The sequence below is a fragment of the Kurthia senegalensis genome (genome assembly GCF_000285595.1).
In the GTDB taxonomy this organism is placed as follows: Bacteria; Bacillota; Bacilli; order Bacillales_A; family Planococcaceae; genus Kurthia; species Kurthia senegalensis.
The window spans coordinates 268330-288682 of the sequence record NZ_HE611067.1 but is presented as its reverse complement, the minus strand read 5'-3'; the positions used below and the strand labels follow the sequence as shown (position 1 = coordinate 288682).

The following is a 20353-nucleotide window of genomic DNA, read 5'->3' as shown; positions in this document are numbered from 1 at the left end:
AAATGTCATATATATTAGGAATCGACGGGGGCGGCACGTCAACAAAGTTTGAAGCATTCGATCAACAAACTGGTCAATCATTGTTTCGTTTTACGAAAGGTGCAGGGAATGTTACGACGAACTTAGAAGGGGCATTATTAAATATTCGCGAAGGATATGCTGAGGCATTGCACACAAATGCTAATTGTACCAAAATAGTCTTAGGATTAGCAGGTTGGAAAAGTTGTGATCAGCCGTTTGTTCATGAGAAGTTACAACGTATTTTTGAAGAAGCTTCTTTTCAAGTGTATAGCGATATTGAAATCGCACATGCTGCTGCTTTTAAAGGTGGCGACGGTATTTTAGTTTTGGCTGGTACGGGTTCTGTATTATTTGGGAAAAATAAAGAGCAGTCATTAATATTAGGCGGCTGGGGCTATCTTTTAGGCGACGAATTAGGAGCTTATTGGATTGCTAAACAGAGTATTCGACAATTATTCCATCAATATGAACAAAATAAAGTAGATGAGGAATTTGCTAATAGTCTATTAGACGCAATGGGATGTCATCAAATCCAAGAATGCATTACGGTCTTTTATAAGCAGTCTGTGACGGATATTGCACAACTTGCTAAAGTGACATTGAAGTTAGTTAATGAAAATAATGCTACTGCGATTCACGTTATAAAAACGGGTGTGGCACTTTTTGTAGAAAAAATAGAATTATTAATACAACGACTTCATTTTATTCAACCGCTTGCGATTTCTTTTGCTGGTAGTACTTTTACGAAAAATGATTGCATTCAGCACTATATGAAGGAACGCTTGAAACAATATTCTATTATATGGAAAAATCAAGAGGAAGCAGCTGTCAAAGGGTGTTTCTATTTAGGGTTAACGGAGGAAGATCATGTACATTGAAAATATTTTACAACGAATTAAAAGTATTCAACCTTCCTTACCAAAATCTGAATCTAAAATAGCGACGTATATTTTAGAAAACGCAATTGATGTACCGACAATGAATATTGTTGAGTTGGCTGAAAAGTCGAATTCGAGCCGTTCAGCGGTAACGAGGTTTTGTCGTTCCGTAAACGTAAGCAGTTTTTCAGATTTAAAAATCGCTTTATCCACGTTGATCGCAAATCCAGATGCAAAAGGATTTAGCGATGTACTAGAAAATGAGCCGATTGAAAGCATTAAAGAAAAAGTCATGTTCAATGCCATTGAGACAATCAAGGAAACCGTTCATTTCGTTAAAAATGATCGCTTGCAAATGGCGGTTGATTTAATAGCGAACGCTTCTCGTGTCGTTATTTTCGGAGTAGGTGCTTCGCATCTCGTTGCAGACGATATTGAATTGAAGTGGAATAGAATTGGGAAGATTTGTGTGAGTGTTTCGGATATTCATTATGCGGTGACGCTTTTGTCTACAACGGCAGACGCTTTATTAATTGTCGTATCTAATAAAGGGGAAACGAAAGAGGGCATTGAATTACTCAAATGGGCCAATAAAAAAGACATTCAAACGATTAGTATTACACAATATGGTCAAAATAGTGTGTCTCAGCTATCCAATTGCTCATTGCAACATATGATTGCCCCAGAAAGTTCATTTAGAACGGCGGCGACGAATTCAATGTATGCTCAGTTTTTAACTGTTAATATTTTGTTTTTCTCATACGTTTCACAGCATTTTTCAGAAACGCAGGCACAAGTCGAAACGACGAAAGAAGCAATCAATTTTTTACGTTTATTATGAAAAAATTAGTAAAAATAAATAGTAAGTATCGAAATAATTGTGTACTTTCTGGAAAAATATACGTCCTAAATTCAGTATTCTTAAGAATTTATGAGTTTATGACGTTTTTTCTCGAAAAACCATTTACATTTCTCAAAACTTGGGAATATAATAACTCTATAACCATTGTGGAAACGTTTTCGTTTTCATACATTAGTGGTCTAGACAACTATACCAAAGGAGGAGAAATGCATGCTTGCTTTCTTACAAAAAATCGGGAAATCATTAATGTTCCCAATCGCAACATTACCAGCAGCAGCACTATTAGTTCGCCTAGGCGCAACGGATATGCTCGGTAGCTTTGATGCTGAATGGATTAAAGTCGTTGCGAGTATTATGGCTGCGGCAGGTGACGCTATTTTAGGTAACTTACCGCTTATTTTCGCAATCGGTATTGCCATGGGGTTAGCAATCGATGTGAGTGGTGGTGCAGCTTTAGCTGGTGCGATCGCTCAGCTCGTGTTAGTTTCAGTTTTAGGTTCAATCAATGACAAATTAGATATGGGTGTATTTGGTGGCGTTATTTCCGGTATTACAGCAGGTCTTTTATATAATAAATTCCATACTGTCAAATTCCCAGAATGGTTATCATTCTTCGGTGGCAGACGCTTTGTTCCTATTATAACGTCCGTTTCGATGGCAATTATTGCCGGTCTACTCGGTGTCGTTTGGGGACCAATTCAAGACGGTATTGACTGGATTGCCAATTGGATTATTGGTGCCGGTGCATTAGGTGTAGGTACGTATGGTTTCTTCAACCGTTTATTAATTCCTGTAGGTTTACATCACGTAGTAAATACGGTTGTATGGTTTAACTTCGGTGAGTTCACGAACGCTGCAGGCGAAATCGTGCGAGGGGATATTAGCCGTTTCTTAGCGAAAGATCCAACTGCTGGATACTTCCAAGCTGGTTTCTTCCCAATCATGATGTTCGGTTTACCAGCAGCATGTTTAGCAATGTTTATGGCAGCGAAAAAAGAAAAACGTGCTATCGTCGGTGGTATGTTCCTTTCAATCGCATTAACAGCATTTTTAACAGGTGTTACAGAACCAATTGAATTCACTTTCATGTTCTTATCTCCGGTTTTATATGTTGTTCATGCTGTTTTAACAGGTTTATCATTAGCTGTTGCTTATTTAGTCGGGTTCCGTGACGGATTTGGTTTCTCAGCGGGCTTGATTGACTACGTATTAAACTGGAATATCGCTTCGAGACCGTGGCTATTATTACCATTAGGTCTTGCATTCGGTGCCGTTTATTATGTGATCTTCTACTTCTTAATCAAAAAATTAGATTTAAAAACACCAGGTCGTGAAGACGATGATGAAGATGAGTTATCAACAGATTCAGCGGTTTCAAATGATCTAGACTTACGTGCATACAAAACAATTGAAGCACTTGGCGGACAAAATAATATTCAACAAGTCGACTATTGTACAACACGTTTACGTATGACGTTATCAGATTCAGAACAAGTAGATGATAAAGTATTAAAACAAACAGGTGCACGTGGTGTGATGCGTATTAATAAACAAAACGTACAAGTCATTATCGGAACATCTGTTGAATTCCTTGCAGAAGCAATGAAAGATCGTTTGAAAAAAGGAAATCCGGTTCCTGCAAATGCAGATGCGGCAGTTGAAACACCTGTTGCTCCTGTAGAAGAAGCGGTTATTTCTTCAAATGATTTTGAAATGCCGATTACGGGTGATGTTATTCCACTTTCAGAAGTACCAGACCAAGCATTCTCAACAGAAATGATGGGACCTGGTTTCGGTATTCAACCGAAAGATGGCGTCGTTCGCGCACCTTTCGATGGACAAGTCGTAATGATTTTCCCATCAAAACATGCGATTGGCTTAAAATCAGATACAGGTGTAGAAGTGTTAATTCACGTCGGTTTAGATACGGTAAAACTAGACGGTAAAGGGTTTGAATTACACGTAACAGACGGTCAATTAATTCAGCGTGGTGACGCGTTATTAACAGTCGATTTCAATGCGATTGAACCACTTGTACCGTCAATCATTACACCGGTTGTATTTACGAGCGCAATCGGTAAAAAAGTTGTTTTACAAAAAACTGGTTTCCAAGAAGCTGGTACACCAAATATCGTTTCAATCGAAGACTAATTTCACAGCATGGGTTTTCAAAACTAGCGTAATGAATATTCTATGAACGATGATTCGTCCTTTAAATAGGATGGAAGATAAGAACCCACCAAAACGGTGGGTTTTTGTCGTTTGAATTAAGTAATTTTAGGAGATGAACGATGTGTTAAAAATTAAAAATATTACAGTCGTCAACCATGATGGTCGCCAACTAGCGGACGTATTAATGGAGAATGGAAAAATCGTTAAAATAGCTCCTTCCATCGAAGAAGATGTACGAGAACTAGACGGGACAGGACGCTATTTAGTACCTGGATTTATCGATATGCACATTCACGGTTCAGCACGTATGGATGCTATGGATGCCGATGCAGCCGGTTTACGTATTCTCGCACAATCTTTATTAAAAGAAGGAACGACAAGCTTTCTACCGACGACAATGACACAAAGTTATGAACATATTGAAGCGGCACTGCAAACGATTGGGACTTTTACGTCACAACATGATGAAGCAGAAATTGTCGGCATTCACGTGGAAGGTCCATTCGTATCGAAAGACCGTGCTGGTGCACAACCACTTGAGTATATTGTAGAACCTGATTTAGTTGCTTTTGAAAAATGGCAAAAATTAAGTAACGGGAAAATTAAAGAAATTACGCTTGCACCAGAACGACCAGGCGGTATGGAGGCGACTAAAGCAATTTCAGAAAGTGGTGTCGTCGTATCCATTGGGCATTCAGATGCTTCATTTGAACAAATGGAACAAGCGGTGAAAATGGGGGCAAAACAAGGCACGCATTTATACAATCAAATGCGTCCTTTCCATCATCGTGATCCAGGTGTCGTTGGCGGTACGTTATTATTAAATGAATTAAAAGCTGAAATCATCGTCGATTTTATTCACGTGCACAAAGATGCGGTCAATTTAGCTTATCGTATGAAAGGTGCGTCAGGCATTATTTTAATTACAGATGCGATGCGCGCAAAAGGAATGCCATACGGTGATTACGATTTAGGTGGTCAAATGGTGCACGTGACAGAAACGGGTGCCCATTTACCGAACGGTGCACTTGCAGGTAGTGTATTGCGTATGAATGAAGCAATCGTTAACATGCAAAAAGCAACGAATTGTACATTAGAAGAGCTCGTTTCCATGTCGAGTTACAATGCGGCAATGCAACTGAATCTTGCGAATAAAGGGGAACTAAGAGAAGGAAAAGACGCCGATGCGGTTATGTTAGATGCGTCTTTCCAATTAGTGACGACGATTAAAGCAGGCGAAATTGTTTTTGAAGCATAAGGTGGTGAAATACGTTGCATAATTATTTTTTAGAAGTAGAAAAGTTGTTGCATACCGTAGGAGAACAACAGAGCGAAACGATTAGTGATTTGGCTGAAGTCATCGCCTCTAAAATTCAACGAGGCGGGATTATTCAGCTTTTCGGTTCGGGACATTCGATGTTACTCGCACAAGACGGTTACTTTAGAGGTGGCGGTCTCGTACCGATTAAACCAGTCCAAGTAGAGTCTTTAATGCTTCACCGAGGTGCGTTATCTGCCTCTTCAAAGGAGAAAGAACAAGGTTATTTTGAACATATTCAAGAAGCGTTCGCTTTCAACGAACAAGATGTATGTATCATTATTTCAACTTCTGCTAAAAACCCCGTTCCAATCGATGCAGCACTGTATGCGAAGGCACAAGGTGTTGTCACTGTTTCCCTCCAATCTTTAGCGTATCAACACGTTTCATCGAAACATGTTTCTGGCAAACGTTTAGAACAAGTAGTCGATGTCGTACTCGATACGATGGTGCCAATCGGAGATGGTGTGTTACAATTGGACGAACTTCAATATGGCCCTGTTTCAACGATTGTAGGAGCGGCTATTTTGAATGATTTATACGCCCAAATTATTGAAAAGCTCCATAAAGCAGGGCAAACGCTTCCTGTGTTCAGAAATAGTAATTTAGGTGCGACGAACAACGATGAATTGATTGCCAACTATGGCAAAAGAATTAACTTTTAATTAACTAAAGGGAGTTTTCAAAACCATGACAATGCAAATAGAACGATTTGAATCAAAAGAGGTTTTATACACACGTGCACTGGAAATAATCAAACAAGTAAAAGCACAAGGTGCTACAACATTTGGGCTTGCAACAGGCGGTACGATGGAACCTTTATATGAAAAGCTACGTCAATCAGACATCGACTTTTCAGATGCGATTAGTTTTAATTTAGATGAATACGTAGGGTTGGACGTACAGCATGACCAAAGTTACAATTATTATATGCATAAACAACTTTTTGATTGCAAACCATTCAAGATGTCGTATTTGCCAAATGGTTTGGCTGAAAATGCAGAAGCGGAAGCGAATCGATACGAACAATTATTACAGCAACATGAACTCGATTTTCAACTGCTAGGAATCGGCGTGAATGGTCATATTGCATTTAATGAACCAGGAACGTCTTTTGCATCAGAAACACATTTAGTCGATTTACAGCCTTCTACATTAGAGGCGAATGCACGCTTCTTCGATTCAATTGAAGATGTACCGAAACAAGCGTATACGATGGGAATTCAGTCGATTTTACGTGCCAAAGTAATTTTACTGATCGCAACGGGCGAAAAGAAACGCGCGGTGTTAGAACAGGTGATTGCTGGTGAATATACAGAAAATAATCCAGCAACAGCACTCGTTAAACATAACAATGTGATTATTTTAACGGATTTACAAGAGGGAGAAAATTAGGATGAAGTCTCAACAATTTAAAGTCGTGGATGCGCAAGGTATTCATGCACGACCAGCCAGTCAATTAGTATCGAATTCAACAGCATTTGCATCAACAATCGCACTTGTGACTGACAATAAAGAAGCGAATGTTAAATCTATTCTAAGCGTGATGTCTTTAGCGTTACGCCAAGGAGATGATTTTACATTACGTGTAGAAGGCGCAGATGAGGAACAAGCTTTCACTGCGATTTCGACAATTTTAGTAGAGATGGGGATTGCTCAATGATGAAATTAAATGGGATTGCCGCTTCAAGCGGTGTAGCCATTGCTAAAGCGTATTGCCTAGTAGCACCAGATTTAACAGTTGTGAAACAACAAATAACAGATGTCGATGCAGAACAAGCAAAATTAGATGCTGCATTAGCTGTGACGACAGAAGAGTTAAAAGCGATTCAACAAATGACAGAAGAAAATTTAGGCGCAGAAGAAGCGGCTATTTTCGGTGCACATTTACTCGTTGTGAATGATCCAGAATTAATCGCTCCGATGAAACAAAAAATTGCTGATGAGAAAGTGAATGCTGCTTTCGCATTGCAAGAAGTATCTTCGATGTTCGTTACGATGTTTGAATCGATGGATAATGACTACATGAACGAACGTGCAGCAGACATTAAAGACGTATCAAAACGTATTTTAGCGCATATTTTAGGTGTGAAAATCCCAAATCCATCGGCAATTAATGAACGCGTCATCGTCGTGGCTAACGATTTAACACCGTCTGATACAGCGCAATTAAACCGTGATTTCGTTCTCGGATTTACGACAGATATCGGTGGTCGTACGTCGCATTCAGCGATCATGGCACGCTCATTAGAAATTCCGGCAGTTGTCGGAACGAAAGAAGCGACACAAACGATTGAAGACGGCATGATGGTCATCGTAGACGGTTTGTCAGGGGATGTTTTAGTAAACCCAGACGACGAGACGATTGCTCATTATGAACAAAAAGCAAAAGCTTTCTCAGCGCAACAAAAAGAATGGGCCAAACTTGTGAATGAACCATCTGTTTCAGCAGACGGACATCATGTTGAACTTGCTGCGAATATCGGGACACCAGAAGATTTAGAAAGTGTCGTACGAAATGGCGGAGAAGGCGTCGGCTTATACCGTACAGAATTTTTATATATGGGTAGAGATGCATTACCGACAGAAGACGAGCAATTCACAGCGTATCGTGCGGTGTTAGAAGGCATGTCTGGTAAACCTGTTGTCGTACGTACATTAGATATCGGTGGCGATAAAAAATTACCGTACTTACCATTAGCAGAAGAATTGAATCCATTTTTAGGTCACCGTGCGATTCGTCTTTGCTTAGAACGTACAGATATTTTCCGTACACAACTTCGTGCACTTTTACGTGCCTCAACATACGGAAACTTGAAAATCATGTTCCCGATGATTGCGACACTGCAAGAATTCCGCGAAGCGAAAGCGTTATTAGAAGAAGAAAAAGCAAACTTACTTGCGGAAGGTGTGCAAGTAGCTGAGCAAATTGAAGTCGGTATTATGGTAGAAATCCCATCTACAGCTGTAATGGCGGACACATTTGCGAAGGAAGTTGATTTCTTCTCAATCGGTACGAATGATTTAATCCAATATACGATGGCAGCAGATCGTATGAATGAACAAGTTTCATACTTATACCAACCGTACAATCCAGCGATTTTACGTTTAATTAAAATGGTTATTGATGCAGCACATAAAGAAGGAAAATGGGCTGGTATGTGTGGGGAGATGGCCGGCGATGAATTCGCTGTACCATTATTATTAGGTTTAGGATTAGATGAGTTCTCAATGAGCGCAACGTCTATTTTAAAAACACGTGCTTTATTACAATCATTAAATAAAGTAGAACTGGAAGAGTTGGCTGTGCGCGCTTTAGATGAAGCAACTGCAGATGATGTGTTAGCGATAGTTCAACAATACGTAGCAAAGTAAAAAAATAAAAAGAGGCTAGTGAAACATGCTAGTCAACTAAATAGAGCCGCCATGGGTTTAAACCCATGGCGGCTCCTTTTATGTTTTAAACAGCACTCTATTTTTCTAACGTTTGAATAAAGCGTTCAATACGTTTCATTGCTTCTTGAAGTTGTTCAAGTGAAGAGGCGTAAGAACAGCGAATATGTCCTTCGCCACTTTCACCGAATACGTCGCCAGGGACGACGGCTACTTTTTCTTTTTCTAACAGTTGTTCGGCAAATTGTTGTGAAGTAAGTCCTGTCGATTGGATTGATGGAAAGGCATAAAATGCACCGCCAGGGTTGTGACATGTTAACCCAATATCATTGAATGATTGGACGATGAAGTTTCGACGACGACGGTAACTTTTCACCATTTCATCTACTTCCGGACGACCGTTTCGCAATGCTTCAATCGCCGCATATTGTGACATTGTAGAAGCGCACATTAATTGGTATTGGAAAATTTTTAGCATCGCTTCTGTTAAGTCTGCAGGGGCACAGACGAAGCCTAGTCGCCAGCCTGTCATCGCAAATCCTTTTGAAAAGCCTGAAACTAAAATCGTACGATCACGCATGCCTTCAATGGCTGCCATACTCGTATACGTTTCGTCGTAAGCAAGTTCGGCATAAATTTCATCTGCAATAAGTAACAAATCATGTTTTTTTACATAAGCCGCAATATTTTCAAGTTCTGTTTTATTGAGCATCGTACCAGTTGGGTTATTCGGTGAACAAAGCATAATTGCTTTTGTTTTAGCCGTCGTAACAGCTTCTAATTGTTCTGGTAAAATTTTAAAATCATTTTCTTGAAGTGCTTGAACGGTAACGGCTTTACCACCCGCAAGTTCGACCATTGGTACGTATGAAACGAAGCATGGTTCGACGACGATGACTTCATCGCCTGGGTCAAGAATCGTACGCATCGCAATATCGATAGCTGAACTCGCACCGACTGTTACGATCACTTCTTGCTCCGCGTCGTAGCGCACGTCGAATCGGTCAGCCATGTAATAGCTGATTTCTTGGCGTAATTCAAGAAGACCTGCATTCGGTGTATAGGCTGTGTAGCCGTTTTCGAGTGAGCGAATTGCTTCTTCACGAACGTGCCAAGGTGTTACGAAGTCAGGTTCTCCGACGCCAAGGGAGATGACACCTTCCATGCCTGCTGCTAAATCAAAAAATTTACGAATCCCAGATGGTTTTAATTCGGAAACCATTTTGGAAACGTAGTTTTTACGAGAAGTGATCATTAAGGCGACACCACGATTCTTTTATCTGGATTACCGGCTTCTAAAATGGTGCCATCATGTTTATATTTTTTAAGAATAAAGTGCGTTGTCGTTGAAATAACAGAATCAAGTGTAGACAATTTCTGAGAAACGAAGTTCGCTACTTCATTCATCGATTGACCTTCCACAATGACAGAAAGGTCGTATACGCCAGACATTAAGTAAACGGATTGTACTTTGTCAAAGCGGTATATACGCTCGGCAATTTCATCGAAACCAACGCCTTGTTTTGGTGTTACTTTTACGTCGATCATCGCACGTACACCAGGGTGTTCTTCAATTTTCGTCCAATCGACGAGAGAAATATAGCGAACGATTACTTTCGCATCTTCTAATTTTTTCACAGCTGTAACGGTAGCTTCATAAGAAAGACCGACCATTTTTGCAACATCTTGCAAATCGGTACGGGCATCTTTTTCTAGAATTTCAACAATTTCAATTTCTTGTGACGTTAATTTCATACAATGTCCTCCATTTATGTCGAGCGATTTCTGTCAGCGGACAGATACGTAAAGAAAGTGAATTATCTCATAATTCGAATAGATTTATTCTACAATACAATGACAGGAATTGAAAACGATTTTTCGTTGATAAATGTTGCATATTCATTGAGTTTTTCACGTTTTTAGCGAGTGTATTTAATCTTGTTTGTTTACATGATAAAAAAATATGATACAGTACGGATAGAAACAATCGGTTGGGGGATTTTTTTATGAAAAAAGTAGCGGTATTACAAGATTTATCTTCATTCGGAAAATGCTCGTTAACAGCAGCGATTCCGGTATTGTCGGTGATGGGCGTCCAAGCTTGTCCATTGCCAACAGCTATTTTGACGGCACAAACAGGTTTTCCGAGCTTTCATTGTGAAGATTTTACGGATAAAATGCATTACTTTGAAGAGGAATGGTCCAAATTAGGGATGTCTTTTGATGGTATTTACACAGGGTTTGTAACGGGTGAGAAGCAAATTCATCATATTTTTCGTTTTCTTGAAAAATTTCATCATGCGCAGTCGACGCTACTTGTCGATCCGGTAATGGGTGATAACGGGGAAGCTTATAAATTTTTTACACCGGCATTACTCGATCGAATGAAAGCACTCGTAAAAGAAGCCGATGTCATTACACCGAACGTGACGGAATGTTGTTTGCTCACAGACAGATCATACGACGCGATTTGTCGTTATTCCTCGGAGCGTGATTTTTTGAAAGCGATTGAAGAAGCAGGACAACAGTTACAATTGACTACGAAGGCAAAAGTGATTGTTACAGGCGTTCAACCGCCGAAAAATGGCGCAAATTTTATTGGAAATATGTGTTTTGATGAAACTACGACGCATTATGGGTTCGTACCGTATAACGGAAAAAGCTACTCTGGAACAGGTGACTTATTCGCATCTGTCGTGATGGGTAGCATGATGAGAGGGGACAATTTGCCGGATGCATTAAAACGTGCTGAGCAATTTTTAACAGCATCGATCAAAGCGACTGACCTTGCGAATACACCAAAAATAGAAGGGGTGCAATTTGAACGGTATTTAAACATGCTTTTATAAAATAAACAACAGGAGGAATGGCTATGCGCTGCGGAGATCAAAAGTATTTCGTTGAATATGAGACAGACGGCGAAAAAAAGCAAACGACGATGAAAGGGCAATCACAAATTGACGTTCGCAAAAAATTACACGTACAATGCGGACGTCCAGTGACGATTCATCAACTGAAAAAAATAGAAAAGCGTTAAGAAGTAGGGCGTTTACAAAAATATTTACAAAGAATATGTACGTTTTCGAAAGGTGAATCGTTCAGCACGTCAAGTGTCATCGTGGCATTCGATGTACTATTTTCATTCATAATCGTTAAATGTTGTTCATTTTCCCATTGGAGCTGAACATTTTGCAATGCTTTCGCAGAATAAAGTATTGTCGTTTTTTTTGTATGTGTATCTTGGATTTGTACGTATGCTTGAACACCACCCGCTGCACCGCCATATGTCGCGTAAGAGACCGTTGCAGTGAAACGGTTATTCGGCGAATGTCTAGACGATTCTTCATATAAATCGCTATAAAATTGGCGACCAACTACTAAAATAATACAACTCAAAACGACGAGTAAACCGATGCATACGATGATTTTTTTCATACTGAAATCCCTCCTTTTTTTAATATATACGTTATTTTTTAGTAAAAGTTCCAATTTTTAAATAATTCTATTTAGTTGTTTTTTCATATGAAAGAAGATACGGTTATACAAATGGAAGAAAAGGAATGACAAGATGATAGACATAGGGTTAAATTTAACAGAAGATCAATTTGCGGGAAAAGAAAAAGATGTACTTGCAAGAGCGCTTGAAGCGGGCGTTCAAAAAATGATTTTGACAGGTGGTAATATTACGGGGAGTCAGCGTGCACTCGAAATGGCGAAAAGACATCCGAATGTTTTGTACACGACAGCAGGTATTCATCCACATGATGCAAAATCAGTGAACGCACAAACGGGTGATTTATTACGTGCGCTTTATGAAGACGAACAAGTGATTGCAGTAGGAGAATGTGGACTTGATTTTGACCGTAACTATTCAGAGCCAAAAGACCAATATGCAGCATTTGATTTACAATTAAGCATTGCGGAGGAAAATGATTTGCCGATTTTCCTTCATGAAAGAGCAGCACATCAACAATTTATCGATGTTATGAAAGCACATCCAACGCTTATTGAGCGCTCTGTCGTACACTGTTTTACAGGTGACCGAACGCAGCTAAAAGCGTATTTAGATTTAGGATTCCATATTGGTGTGACAGGATGGGTATGCGATCCGAAGCGCGGCGTAGATTTACGAGAAGCACTTCTCGATATGCCACTTGACCGGTTAATGATTGAAACAGATGCACCGTATTTAATACCGAAAAATATTCGACCGAAACCAAAATCACGTACGAACGAGCCGAAATATTTACCGCATATTGGCCGTGAAATCGCGCAAATTATGCGTGTGGAAGAAGCCTTATTTTTCAATGAAGTAGAGAAGAATACACGTCGATTTTTCCGTATTTAAACAATAAAACTTAAAGTAAGTATACGTTATTTCTTTTTTAGCTTGATGAAATAAAACACGTTCAAAATGTGATTGTTTTGGGCGTGTTTTTTTGATGAACAAAAAATTGTTTTTTAACTTATTTTTATGATTAAAATAGCTAAATTGTGTATGGAGAGTGTAAAATATAAGTAGAAATGAGGGATGGGGATGTTTGAACTACAATCAAAAAGACTTCGCTATCGAAATTACACAGATGCGGATTTTTATTTTTTAAAAGGGTTATTACAATCAAAAGATATGATGCGCTATATCGGGGATGGGCATACGCGTAATGATGCGGAGGTTGAGCAATTTGCCTCTTGGATTCACATGCATTATCGTCAAGACGAAAATTTAGGCTTAAAAATTATTGAAATTCGAAAGACGGGTGAGCCGATTGGGCATGCGGGCATTGTGCCACAAAATTTAAATGGAGAAGAAAAGTTAGAAATTGGCTATTGGATTGCACAAGCCTATTGGGGGCAAAAGTTTGCGACAGAGGCAGCGCAAACTTTCGTTCATTTTGCAGAGCAACTGCAGTATAATAAAGAATTAATTGCTATCATTCAACCGAATAATATCCCGTCGATTAAAGTAGCTCAGACGATCGGTATGAAATTGGGGAAAGCTGACGTGTATAATGGGCAAAATGTCCATATTTATCAAAAAGAATTGTGATAGATTTTATTGAATTGCGAATTATTTATGCAAAATCGTATTAATTGAGATTTTCTAATAGGTAAAAAAGAGTTATTATTAAAAATAATGTATTTTATTTAATTCGTTTTTACTAATTTTAAAAATATGTTTTTAAGTACTTATGATATAATAACTCCAAATATTATCTTTTGGAGGCTATATAAAGTGAACTTATTTTCACGCAAACAACAAGTAGATAAAGAAACGATAGAAAGCTTATTACAAAAAGAGCAACCATTTGTAAATATTGCACCTACTTTAAACGAATCGGTGAAGCGTCAATTGAGTATGATTCAATTAACAGAAGAAGATTTGGCTTTATTGCGTATTTTGAGAGAAACATTGAAGGAAAATATAGATTCAATCGTTCATAAATTTTACGAAAATTTGGAAAAAGAGCCTTCACTCGGGCGTATTATTGAATCGAATAGTTCTGTTCAAAAACTACGACAAACGCTCATCCACCATATTAGTGAAATGTTTGATGGAGAAATTGATGAAACGTATGTGCAAAAACGACATAAAATTGCACAAGTACATGCCCGTATTGGTTTAGAACCAAAATGGTATATGAGTGCTTTTCAAGATTTATTAAATGGCTTTTTCGTTATTGTTTCTAATACGTCTTTCACACAAACAGAGCAATTCCGACTCATTTTAGCCGTTTCGAAAATTTTAAATTTAGAACAACAAATTGTGTTAGAAGCGTATGATGCACAACATCAAGTACAATTAGATTTAGAAAATGAACAAAAAGATGTGATGATGCAAAAAATGGTAGCGAGTGCAGAGCAAATGCAACGATTAGTTCATGAAACGAATGAAGAATTGCAGCGCGTTTGTGTCGTACTAGATGATTTAGATGCGTCTTCTATCAAAACAGTGCAACTAAGCGAACACGTGTCATCATCTGCTGTGAATGAGAAAAAACGTGTGAAAAAGACAGAAGATTTCGGACATCAGTTGTTAGAAACGATGGGGACGATTCAACAGCAAATCGGAGAATTGTATCAATTAAATGAGCAAATCACTATTATTGCGAGCATGATTACAGAAATTGCCGATCAAACGAACTTATTGGCATTAAATGCGTCAATTGAAGCAGCACGTGCAGGAGAACACGGAAAAGGATTTGCTGTCGTTGCTGATGAAGTGCGTAAATTGGCTGAGTCAACGAAAAAATCCGTAGATGACGTACACTCAATTTTGCACGTCTCAAAGGCAAAAACGAGCTCGATTGTAGATACGTCTGCTTCTTTATCTAAACAGTTAGAACAATCTACGACAGAGATTCATTTACTAGAAGGGGCATTTTCAACGGTTAGTGATTCGATGAACACGTTAAATGAAAGCAATATCCGCTTCAGTGAAGATGTTTCGAAACTTAGTGAATCTGTTCAATCGATTCATCAAAATGTAGATGCGATTTTAGATGCATCGAATGATTTAGCTATTCAATCAAATAATAAAAAATGAGTCATTTTTTGTAAAGGAGGGTTTTTTTGAAGACATTATACATTAAACAACATATTATGGCACTTTCGGAAAAGTTTACGATTTCAAATGCACAAGATGAAGTTGTTTACTTTGCGCAAGGTAGCTTTATGAAAATACCGAAGACCTTTACGATTGAAAATGAAAATCATAAAGAAGTCGCTTTCATTACGAAAAAAATGCTTAGTTTATTCCCGACATTTGAAGTGGAAGTAGGGGGGAAACAAGTAGCGGTTATTCGTAAAGAATTTAGTTTGTTTAAAGCGAAGTATCAAATTGAGGGGCAAGGTCTTCAAGTAGAGGGTAACTGGTGGGATATGGATTTTGAAGTACGCAAAGATGGGCACGTAATTGGCGAAGTTCATAAACAATGGTTTAAAGTACGCGATACGTATGAAATCCAAATTGCGGATGAAGCGTATGAGCTTATTTTAGTTGCAATCGTTTTAGCGATTGATCGTGTGAAAGCTTCTGAGAATGCAGCGAGCAATACAGCAAGTTTCTAATAGGGGACATACGTAAAAATTTCAGTCTTTTTTGAAGACATCTTGTAGGAATTATCTTTTCGATAGGAACAATTAAAAGTTGTTCGGAACGGGAGCCGTGAAAAGTATTCGAAACGGAGAACAATGGCTGGATAATAGACGAAAAAAGACGTGCATGATTTGAATAAAATCATGCACGTCTTTTTTTATGGATTGATTTTGTTTCAGTCTCTTGTATTTATGAAGCATTTGCACGCTCAATTAAGTGCGCTTCTTTACGTCCATGAACGAGCATGTAGACGAATAACGTGACGATCATTAAAATAGCTAAGTAAAAGTACATTTGACCGAAGCCGATTATTGGTTCTAAATAACCGAGTAAATAAGGGCCGAAACCAAGACCGGCATCGAGTGCGATAAAGTATGTTGAAGTCGCTAAACCTGCACGTGCAGAAGGGGTCACTTTAATCGCAATCGCTTGTGCGCCAGATTGTAAGTTCCCGTACCCTGCACCGATAATAACAGCGACAACAATTAATAAGAAGCCTGAATACGTAAAACTTAAAGTTGCTAGCCCAATCGCAAATAAGAGGAAACAAGGAACCATGACCGCATTCGAGCCCTTCGTATCCATAATGCGACCGCTAAATACACGTGTTACTAAAATGGCAATCGCATAGGCAAGGAAGAAGAAGCTAGCCGCTGTAACGAGTTGGCGTTCTTCTGCGAAGAAACTAATGAATGAAAGAATGGCGGCGTAGCCGAATGACATTAACAATGTGACGAGTGCAATTGGTAATGCATTTGGTTCGATATATTGTTTGAAACTAAAGCGAACTTTAGGTTGTTTTTCTTTTTTGCTCATCGTTTGTAACGTATTTTTCGGTGCATGAATCGTAAAGCCAATCAGTAAAGCGAATACAGCTAAAGCGATACAGAAAATAAAAATATTGTTAAAGCTCGTCCATTTAATTAAGTTAAGCCCTAAAAATGGACCGATGGCTGTACCGAGCGTTGTACTCATACTGAAGTAGCCAATCCCTTCCGATTTACGTGTATTCGGAATAATTTGTGCGATGATCGTACTCGTAGCAGTAGAAGCAACACCTGCAGCAAACCCGTTGATTAAACGGCTAAAGAACAACATTGAAATACCTGCATGGATAAAATAAAAACTCATCGTAATTGCAAATAAAAATAATCCGAAAATGGCGATTTTTTTTGAGCCGATTTTATTAATAACACGACCTGTTAATAAGCGTCCAATCAATGTCCCAACGATGTAAATTCCTGTTGCAAGACCGGCTTGACTCGTTGAGGCATCGTATTCTTTCGTTGCGAATGCAGCAATAGATACCATGAGTAAATAAAAGATTAAAATGACGATAAAGTTCATTAATGAAACGAATATAAAATCTTTCGTCCATAATTTTTCACGTGAATGACTCACTCTTTTTTCCCGGCTCTCTTTTGTAAATTTGCTTGAATTTGTTCGAATGTCTCTAATAAAATTTGTTGTTGTCCGATTGAAACACCTTCCATCGTACAGCGTTCAAATTCATCTACGTAAACACGCACTTCTTCATACATAGCGAAACCTTCGGGCGTAACGATGATCCGTTTTTTTCGTTTGTCTTCTTTTGAAGGTTCAACGGTTACGTACCCCATACTTTCTAAATTTTTAATGGTTCGTGTGACGTTCGGTTTTTCGATGTTTAATCGTTTGGCAATTTCAACGGACGTAATATGTTCATCATTTAATAAATAATACATAACAGACCAGTCTGAACGATGAATGCCTTGTTGTTGTAAAATCTCGTTTAGCTGATTTTCAAACGTTCGATTGGCTAATACGAGTTCACGATAGAAAGATTGATACAATTCCATTTCGAGGCACCTCTCAATTAGTTAACTTGATTAACTATTTTTTTGACGATATTAATCATAAAATACTTTTAGGTAAATGTCAATCACATAAAAAAGCATATTTATACTTGTTGGAAGATACTTTTTAAAAAAATTGTGATTTTAAAAGTTAACAAGGTTACTTAAAAATAGACGTATTTTTAGGTTTTCTTACGTAAATGGCACCGAATATACTACTCAGTCCGATACATAGGCCGCTTAAAATAAAAACGTTTGAAGTCGCTAGGATGAGAAGTACACTGCTAATGGCAGCGAGCGAACATGTATCGCTGACATAATTAATAGAGGAAGATGTGCTGAATACTTTTCCTAAAAGTGTAGAAGGGACTTCTTTTTGGAAAATAATTAAGCGGCTTAACCCTTCACTTGCTTGTCCAATACCAATTAAGATCGTTGCAACGTAAATTGTGAATAGAGTAGGCGATAGTCCGATGACTAGTAACCCACTTCCCCATAATGAAATGCCGATGAGAAAAATCGTAATGGGCTGTATTTTTTGTATAAAACCGAGCAAAAGAGATGTTGTCAATGCGGCGGTAGCTAATAAGCCTGTAATGATGCCGTACGTTGTAATACCTTCGTGTACATTTTTTTCTAAATAGAGCGGAAGACCGACGCGCCATAAACCCGTATTAATGAAAATCGTGACACCTTGCATAACGATAATCAATAAAATGATTTTCGACGATTTTATGTAAGTGAATGTCGCTTTGATGGACTGTTTATTTCGTACAGTATGCCCGGGTTGCATAGCAGGTTTCGTATAGTGAATCGCTAGATGACAAATCGTAGAGAGACTGAATAAGAAAAAACAAATTGTGAAAATATGAATAGGAATAGTGAAAAAAAGAATGATGCCGATTGCAGGAGGAATGACTATACCGACACCTCTTTGTATGGAATCGAGTAGCGCATTTCCTTTTTGAAGTTGTGTCGAGCGAATGAGGTCGGGTAAAATCGCACGAAAACTCGGTTCTAAAAAACAACTACACGTACTAATTAACGTATAAATAATAACGAGTGACACGTAAGTTAATGAATCAAAATAAAAAAGAATGGGAATGAGTCCGATGAGTAACGTAGTGAGGATGTCGCTATAAATCATCATTTTTTTCTTGTTATACGTATCTGCCACATGCCCACCGTACATTCCAAACAAAATAAATGGTACGGTTCCAGCCATGATAATTGTCGATAAATAAAGCGGGGATTGATTGGTAATCTCCATCGTGAACCAAATGATTTCTAACTGAAAAAGAGTGAATGCGCTTTTATTAAAAAGTCTTGCGAGTGAGAGAAGGCGGAAATTTTTTTGCGTTAATAATTCGCTGTAGGGGAAGCTAAAGTTCATAATTGATGACCTCCTTTTTTATTAAATTACAGTAAATGTAAATGAATCGCATCGTCCATTTGACTGAATTATAAAATAGAAAAGAAGGTGCGACGTCAATTTCAACGAGAATTGTCCTTTTTCTATAAGGGATTTTTGATAGAAGTATACAAAAGTTGTTCGAAGTGGAAGCTGTGCCCGCAAAAAGCGTCGGGCGAAACGAAGAACAACAGACAAAAAGACATGCATGATTGGAATAAAATCATGCATGTCTTTTCTTATTGATTAGGATATTGTCCCAGCCTTTTTTTGCTATTAAGATTGATTCATTTAAATGTTACGTAACGTTTATTTTGTCATGATTTCTTGCAATTGATCTAACATAAGGTTTGCTGCTAAAATCCCGCCAGCTGTATTCCAAATCGCATCGTCCACTTTGTGTGCATTGCCTGATTTTACAACGTTTAAGTTTTTCCAAAGTTTGTCGCTTGTCCACTCTTGTTCTGTTTTTGTTGCCGTTTCATCACCAGCTGGTGCATACGTGAAGTAGAATAATACGTCGGCATCCATATCTGGAATGGATTCTTTACCTACTTCAATAGCTAAGTTGCCTAATTTTGCATCGTCTTTGAACATATCAGCTTGTGCAGGGGCACGTTTAAATCCTAATTGGTTTAAAATAACACCTGAGAATGAGTCTGTATAGTAAATACGTGTTAAATCTGCCATGAAGCGCACGACAGATACTTCTTGATCCGTTTTGTCACCTAAAGCTGTTTTTACTTTGTCTACGTGAGCTGTGTAATCATCCAGTATTTTTGTACCTTCATCTTCTTTATTTAATGCTTTTGCATACAGTTTGAAGTTTTCTTGCCAGTCACCACGTAATGTTTCAGAAAAAACAGTTGGTGCGATTTTACTTAATTTTGCGTAGTCTTTTTCTTGGCGTAATTTATTTCCGATAATTAAATCGGGTTTTAAAGAAGCGATTTTTTCGATATTTAATTCAGTTTCTAATCCTACGACTTCGACACCGTCCATTTTGTCTTGGATATGTTCATACCAAGGATCACCTAAAAATGATTGCACAGCACCTACTGGTTTGACACCTAAAGCTAGTACGGCTTCTGTTCCTTCATTTGTTAAAACGACAACACGTTTTGGTTCACCTTTTATTTCAGTAGTGCCCATTGCATGCTCTACTTTATATGTACTGTCGTCTTTTGCTGCAGTTGATGCATCTTTTTCCTTATCGTTGTTTCCACATGCAGCTAATACAATAACTGTTAAAGCTGTAAACAATAACATAAATACTTTAGAAAAATTTTTCACTTTTTTCCCTCCAAAAATTGTGTTAGAATCAAAACAATTGAAATTGATAATCATTTTCAATTGCTCAATAAAGC

General features: G+C 38.2%; 21 protein-coding genes and 1 pseudogene. 15 read left to right on the top strand and 7 right to left on the bottom strand.

The features are described 5' to 3' along the window. Window positions 1–2: 2 nt before the first annotated feature. The 8 genes from KSHG_RS17620 (at window position 3) to ptsP (ending at window position 8626) form a co-directional block, all read left to right on the top strand. Window positions 3–899 carry a BadF/BadG/BcrA/BcrD ATPase family protein gene (locus KSHG_RS17620; RefSeq protein ID WP_010306232.1) on the top strand — a complete coding sequence of 299 codons (897 nt, stop codon included), beginning with the start codon at window positions 3–5 and terminating at the stop codon, window positions 897–899. After that, window positions 889–1740 (top strand): MurR/RpiR family transcriptional regulator, encoded by an 852-nt coding sequence (locus KSHG_RS11135; RefSeq protein WP_010306229.1) that lies wholly within the window; start codon window positions 889–891, stop codon window positions 1738–1740. The genes KSHG_RS17620 and KSHG_RS11135 overlap by 11 nt, the downstream gene beginning before the upstream one ends. 231 nt (window positions 1741–1971) lie before the next feature. Then, window positions 1972–3912 carry an N-acetylglucosamine-specific PTS transporter subunit IIBC gene (gene nagE, locus KSHG_RS11130; RefSeq protein ID WP_010306226.1) on the top strand — a complete coding sequence of 647 codons (1941 nt, stop codon included), beginning with the start codon at window positions 1972–1974 and terminating at the stop codon, window positions 3910–3912. Window positions 3913–4045: 133 nt separating this feature from the next. After that, window positions 4046–5191, top strand: a complete 1146-nt coding sequence (gene nagA / locus KSHG_RS11125; protein WP_026022585.1) for an N-acetylglucosamine-6-phosphate deacetylase — start codon at window positions 4046–4048, stop codon at window positions 5189–5191. 14 nt (window positions 5192–5205) lie between these two features. Further along, window positions 5206–5916 carry a sugar isomerase domain-containing protein gene (locus tag KSHG_RS11120; protein WP_010306220.1) on the top strand — a complete coding sequence of 237 codons (711 nt, stop codon included), beginning with the start codon at window positions 5206–5208 and terminating at the stop codon, window positions 5914–5916. Between the two features lie 31 nt (window positions 5917–5947). Continuing rightward, window positions 5948–6646: a glucosamine-6-phosphate deaminase gene (locus KSHG_RS11115; protein WP_026022584.1), complete on the top strand. Its 699-nt coding sequence runs from the start codon at window positions 5948–5950 to the stop codon at window positions 6644–6646. Between the two features lies 1 nt (window position 6647). Beyond that, a complete protein-coding gene (locus KSHG_RS11110; RefSeq protein ID WP_010306215.1) occupies window positions 6648–6914 on the top strand; it encodes an HPr family phosphocarrier protein in 267 nt (88 codons plus the stop codon). Next, window positions 6911–8626 (top strand): phosphoenolpyruvate--protein phosphotransferase, encoded by a 1716-nt coding sequence (gene ptsP, locus KSHG_RS11105; RefSeq protein WP_010306211.1) that lies wholly within the window; start codon window positions 6911–6913, stop codon window positions 8624–8626. Before KSHG_RS11110 ends, ptsP begins: the two co-directional genes overlap by 4 nt. A 97-nt stretch (window positions 8627–8723) precedes the next feature. Here the strand turns inward: ptsP and KSHG_RS11100 are convergent, their stop codons facing one another. Together KSHG_RS11100 and KSHG_RS11095 are read right to left on the bottom strand one after the other, a co-directional pair. Beyond that, complete coding sequence (locus KSHG_RS11100) at window positions 8724–9899, bottom strand: aminotransferase (RefSeq protein WP_010306208.1); 1176 nt, start codon at window positions 9897–9899, stop codon at window positions 8724–8726. Next, window positions 9899–10399: an Lrp/AsnC family transcriptional regulator gene (locus tag KSHG_RS11095; RefSeq protein WP_010306204.1), complete on the bottom strand. Its 501-nt coding sequence runs from the start codon at window positions 10397–10399 to the stop codon at window positions 9899–9901. Before KSHG_RS11095 ends, KSHG_RS11100 begins: the two co-directional genes overlap by 1 nt. Before the next feature lie 251 nt (window positions 10400–10650). Between KSHG_RS11095 and KSHG_RS11090 the strand changes: the two genes are divergently transcribed. Both KSHG_RS11090 and KSHG_RS18385 read left to right on the top strand, forming a co-directional pair. Continuing rightward, window positions 10651–11493, top strand: a complete 843-nt coding sequence (locus KSHG_RS11090) for a pyridoxamine kinase (protein ID WP_010306200.1) — start codon at window positions 10651–10653, stop codon at window positions 11491–11493. A gap of 23 nt (window positions 11494–11516) precedes the next feature. Then, window positions 11517–11681, top strand: coding sequence for a hypothetical protein (locus tag KSHG_RS18385; protein WP_010306194.1), 165 nt, complete (start codon window positions 11517–11519; stop codon window positions 11679–11681). Here the strand turns inward: KSHG_RS18385 and KSHG_RS17615 are convergent. Beyond that, the gene (locus tag KSHG_RS17615) at window positions 11678–12079 is read right to left on the bottom strand and encodes a DUF5412 family protein (protein WP_010306190.1); all 402 of its coding nucleotides are present in this window, start codon (window positions 12077–12079) and stop codon (window positions 11678–11680) included. The genes KSHG_RS18385 and KSHG_RS17615 overlap by 4 nt on opposite strands. A 133-nt stretch (window positions 12080–12212) precedes the next feature. Here KSHG_RS17615 and KSHG_RS11075 point away from each other — a divergent pair, with 133 nt between their 5' ends. The 5 genes and pseudogenes from KSHG_RS11075 (at window position 12213) to KSHG_RS11060 (ending at window position 15712) form a co-directional block, all read left to right on the top strand. Continuing rightward, window positions 12213–12992, top strand: a complete 780-nt coding sequence (locus KSHG_RS11075) for a TatD family hydrolase (protein ID WP_010306186.1) — start codon at window positions 12213–12215, stop codon at window positions 12990–12992. 189 nt (window positions 12993–13181) lie between these two features. Then, window positions 13182–13691 (top strand): GNAT family N-acetyltransferase, encoded by a 510-nt coding sequence (locus tag KSHG_RS11070; RefSeq protein WP_010306183.1) that lies wholly within the window; start codon window positions 13182–13184, stop codon window positions 13689–13691. Window positions 13692–13817: 126 nt separating this feature from the next. Then, window positions 13818–14369 (top strand): annotated as a pseudogene (locus KSHG_RS19255) (protoglobin domain-containing protein); the annotation flags it as partial. A gap of 105 nt (window positions 14370–14474) precedes the next feature. Beyond that, a complete protein-coding gene (locus tag KSHG_RS19250; protein ID WP_407635307.1) occupies window positions 14475–15188 on the top strand; it encodes a methyl-accepting chemotaxis protein in 714 nt (237 codons plus the stop codon). Window positions 15189–15214: 26 nt separating this feature from the next. Then, complete coding sequence (locus KSHG_RS11060; protein ID WP_010306173.1) at window positions 15215–15712, top strand: LURP-one-related/scramblase family protein; 498 nt, start codon at window positions 15215–15217, stop codon at window positions 15710–15712. 217 nt (window positions 15713–15929) lie between these two features. Here the strand turns inward: KSHG_RS11060 and KSHG_RS11055 are convergent, their stop codons facing one another. From KSHG_RS11055 to KSHG_RS11040, 4 genes are all read right to left on the bottom strand, one after another. Next, window positions 15930–17141 (bottom strand): MFS transporter, encoded by a 1212-nt coding sequence (locus KSHG_RS11055; protein WP_010306169.1) that lies wholly within the window; start codon window positions 17139–17141, stop codon window positions 15930–15932. Next, window positions 17138–17578, bottom strand: coding sequence for a MarR family winged helix-turn-helix transcriptional regulator (locus KSHG_RS11050; protein WP_010306165.1), 441 nt, complete (start codon window positions 17576–17578; stop codon window positions 17138–17140). Before KSHG_RS11050 ends, KSHG_RS11055 begins: the two co-directional genes overlap by 4 nt. Window positions 17579–17735: 157 nt before the next feature. Beyond that, window positions 17736–18968, bottom strand: coding sequence for an MFS transporter (locus KSHG_RS11045; RefSeq protein WP_010306160.1), 1233 nt, complete (start codon window positions 18966–18968; stop codon window positions 17736–17738). A gap of 327 nt (window positions 18969–19295) precedes the next feature. Then, complete coding sequence (locus KSHG_RS11040; RefSeq protein WP_010306156.1) at window positions 19296–20279, bottom strand: ABC transporter substrate-binding protein; 984 nt, start codon at window positions 20277–20279, stop codon at window positions 19296–19298. Between the last annotated feature and the right edge of the window lie 74 nt (window positions 20280–20353).

Excerpts from the sequence above, each read along its gene's own strand:
- KSHG_RS17620 (WP_010306232.1), top strand. The coding sequence starts at position 3 with ATGTCATATATATTAGGAATCGACGGGGGCGGCACGTCAACAAAGTTT.
- KSHG_RS11135 (WP_010306229.1), top strand. The coding sequence starts at position 889 with ATGTACATTGAAAATATTTTACAACGAATTAAAAGTATTCAACCTTCC.
- nagE (WP_010306226.1), top strand. The coding sequence starts at position 1,972 with ATGCTTGCTTTCTTACAAAAAATCGGGAAATCATTAATGTTCCCAATC.
- nagA (WP_026022585.1), top strand. The coding sequence starts at position 4,046 with ATGAACGATGTGTTAAAAATTAAAAATATTACAGTCGTCAACCATGAT.
- KSHG_RS11115 (WP_026022584.1), top strand. The coding sequence starts at position 5,948 with ATGCAAATAGAACGATTTGAATCAAAAGAGGTTTTATACACACGTGCA.
- KSHG_RS11110 (WP_010306215.1), top strand. The coding sequence starts at position 6,648 with ATGAAGTCTCAACAATTTAAAGTCGTGGATGCGCAAGGTATTCATGCA.
- ptsP (WP_010306211.1), top strand. The coding sequence starts at position 6,911 with ATGATGAAATTAAATGGGATTGCCGCTTCAAGCGGTGTAGCCATTGCT.
- KSHG_RS11100 (WP_010306208.1), bottom strand. The coding sequence starts at position 9,899 with ATGATCACTTCTCGTAAAAACTACGTTTCCAAAATGGTTTCCGAATTA.
- KSHG_RS11095 (WP_010306204.1), bottom strand. The coding sequence starts at position 10,399 with ATGAAATTAACGTCACAAGAAATTGAAATTGTTGAAATTCTAGAAAAA.
- KSHG_RS11090 (WP_010306200.1), top strand. The coding sequence starts at position 10,651 with ATGAAAAAAGTAGCGGTATTACAAGATTTATCTTCATTCGGAAAATGC.
- KSHG_RS18385 (WP_010306194.1), top strand. The coding sequence starts at position 11,517 with ATGCGCTGCGGAGATCAAAAGTATTTCGTTGAATATGAGACAGACGGC.
- KSHG_RS17615 (WP_010306190.1), bottom strand. The coding sequence starts at position 12,079 with ATGAAAAAAATCATCGTATGCATCGGTTTACTCGTCGTTTTGAGTTGT.
- KSHG_RS11075 (WP_010306186.1), top strand. The coding sequence starts at position 12,213 with ATGATAGACATAGGGTTAAATTTAACAGAAGATCAATTTGCGGGAAAA.
- KSHG_RS11070 (WP_010306183.1), top strand. The coding sequence starts at position 13,182 with ATGTTTGAACTACAATCAAAAAGACTTCGCTATCGAAATTACACAGAT.
- KSHG_RS19250 (WP_407635307.1), top strand. The coding sequence starts at position 14,475 with ATGATGCAAAAAATGGTAGCGAGTGCAGAGCAAATGCAACGATTAGTT.
- KSHG_RS11050 (WP_010306165.1), bottom strand. The coding sequence starts at position 17,578 with ATGGAATTGTATCAATCTTTCTATCGTGAACTCGTATTAGCCAATCGA.
- KSHG_RS11045 (WP_010306160.1), bottom strand. The coding sequence starts at position 18,968 with ATGAACTTTAGCTTCCCCTACAGCGAATTATTAACGCAAAAAAATTTC.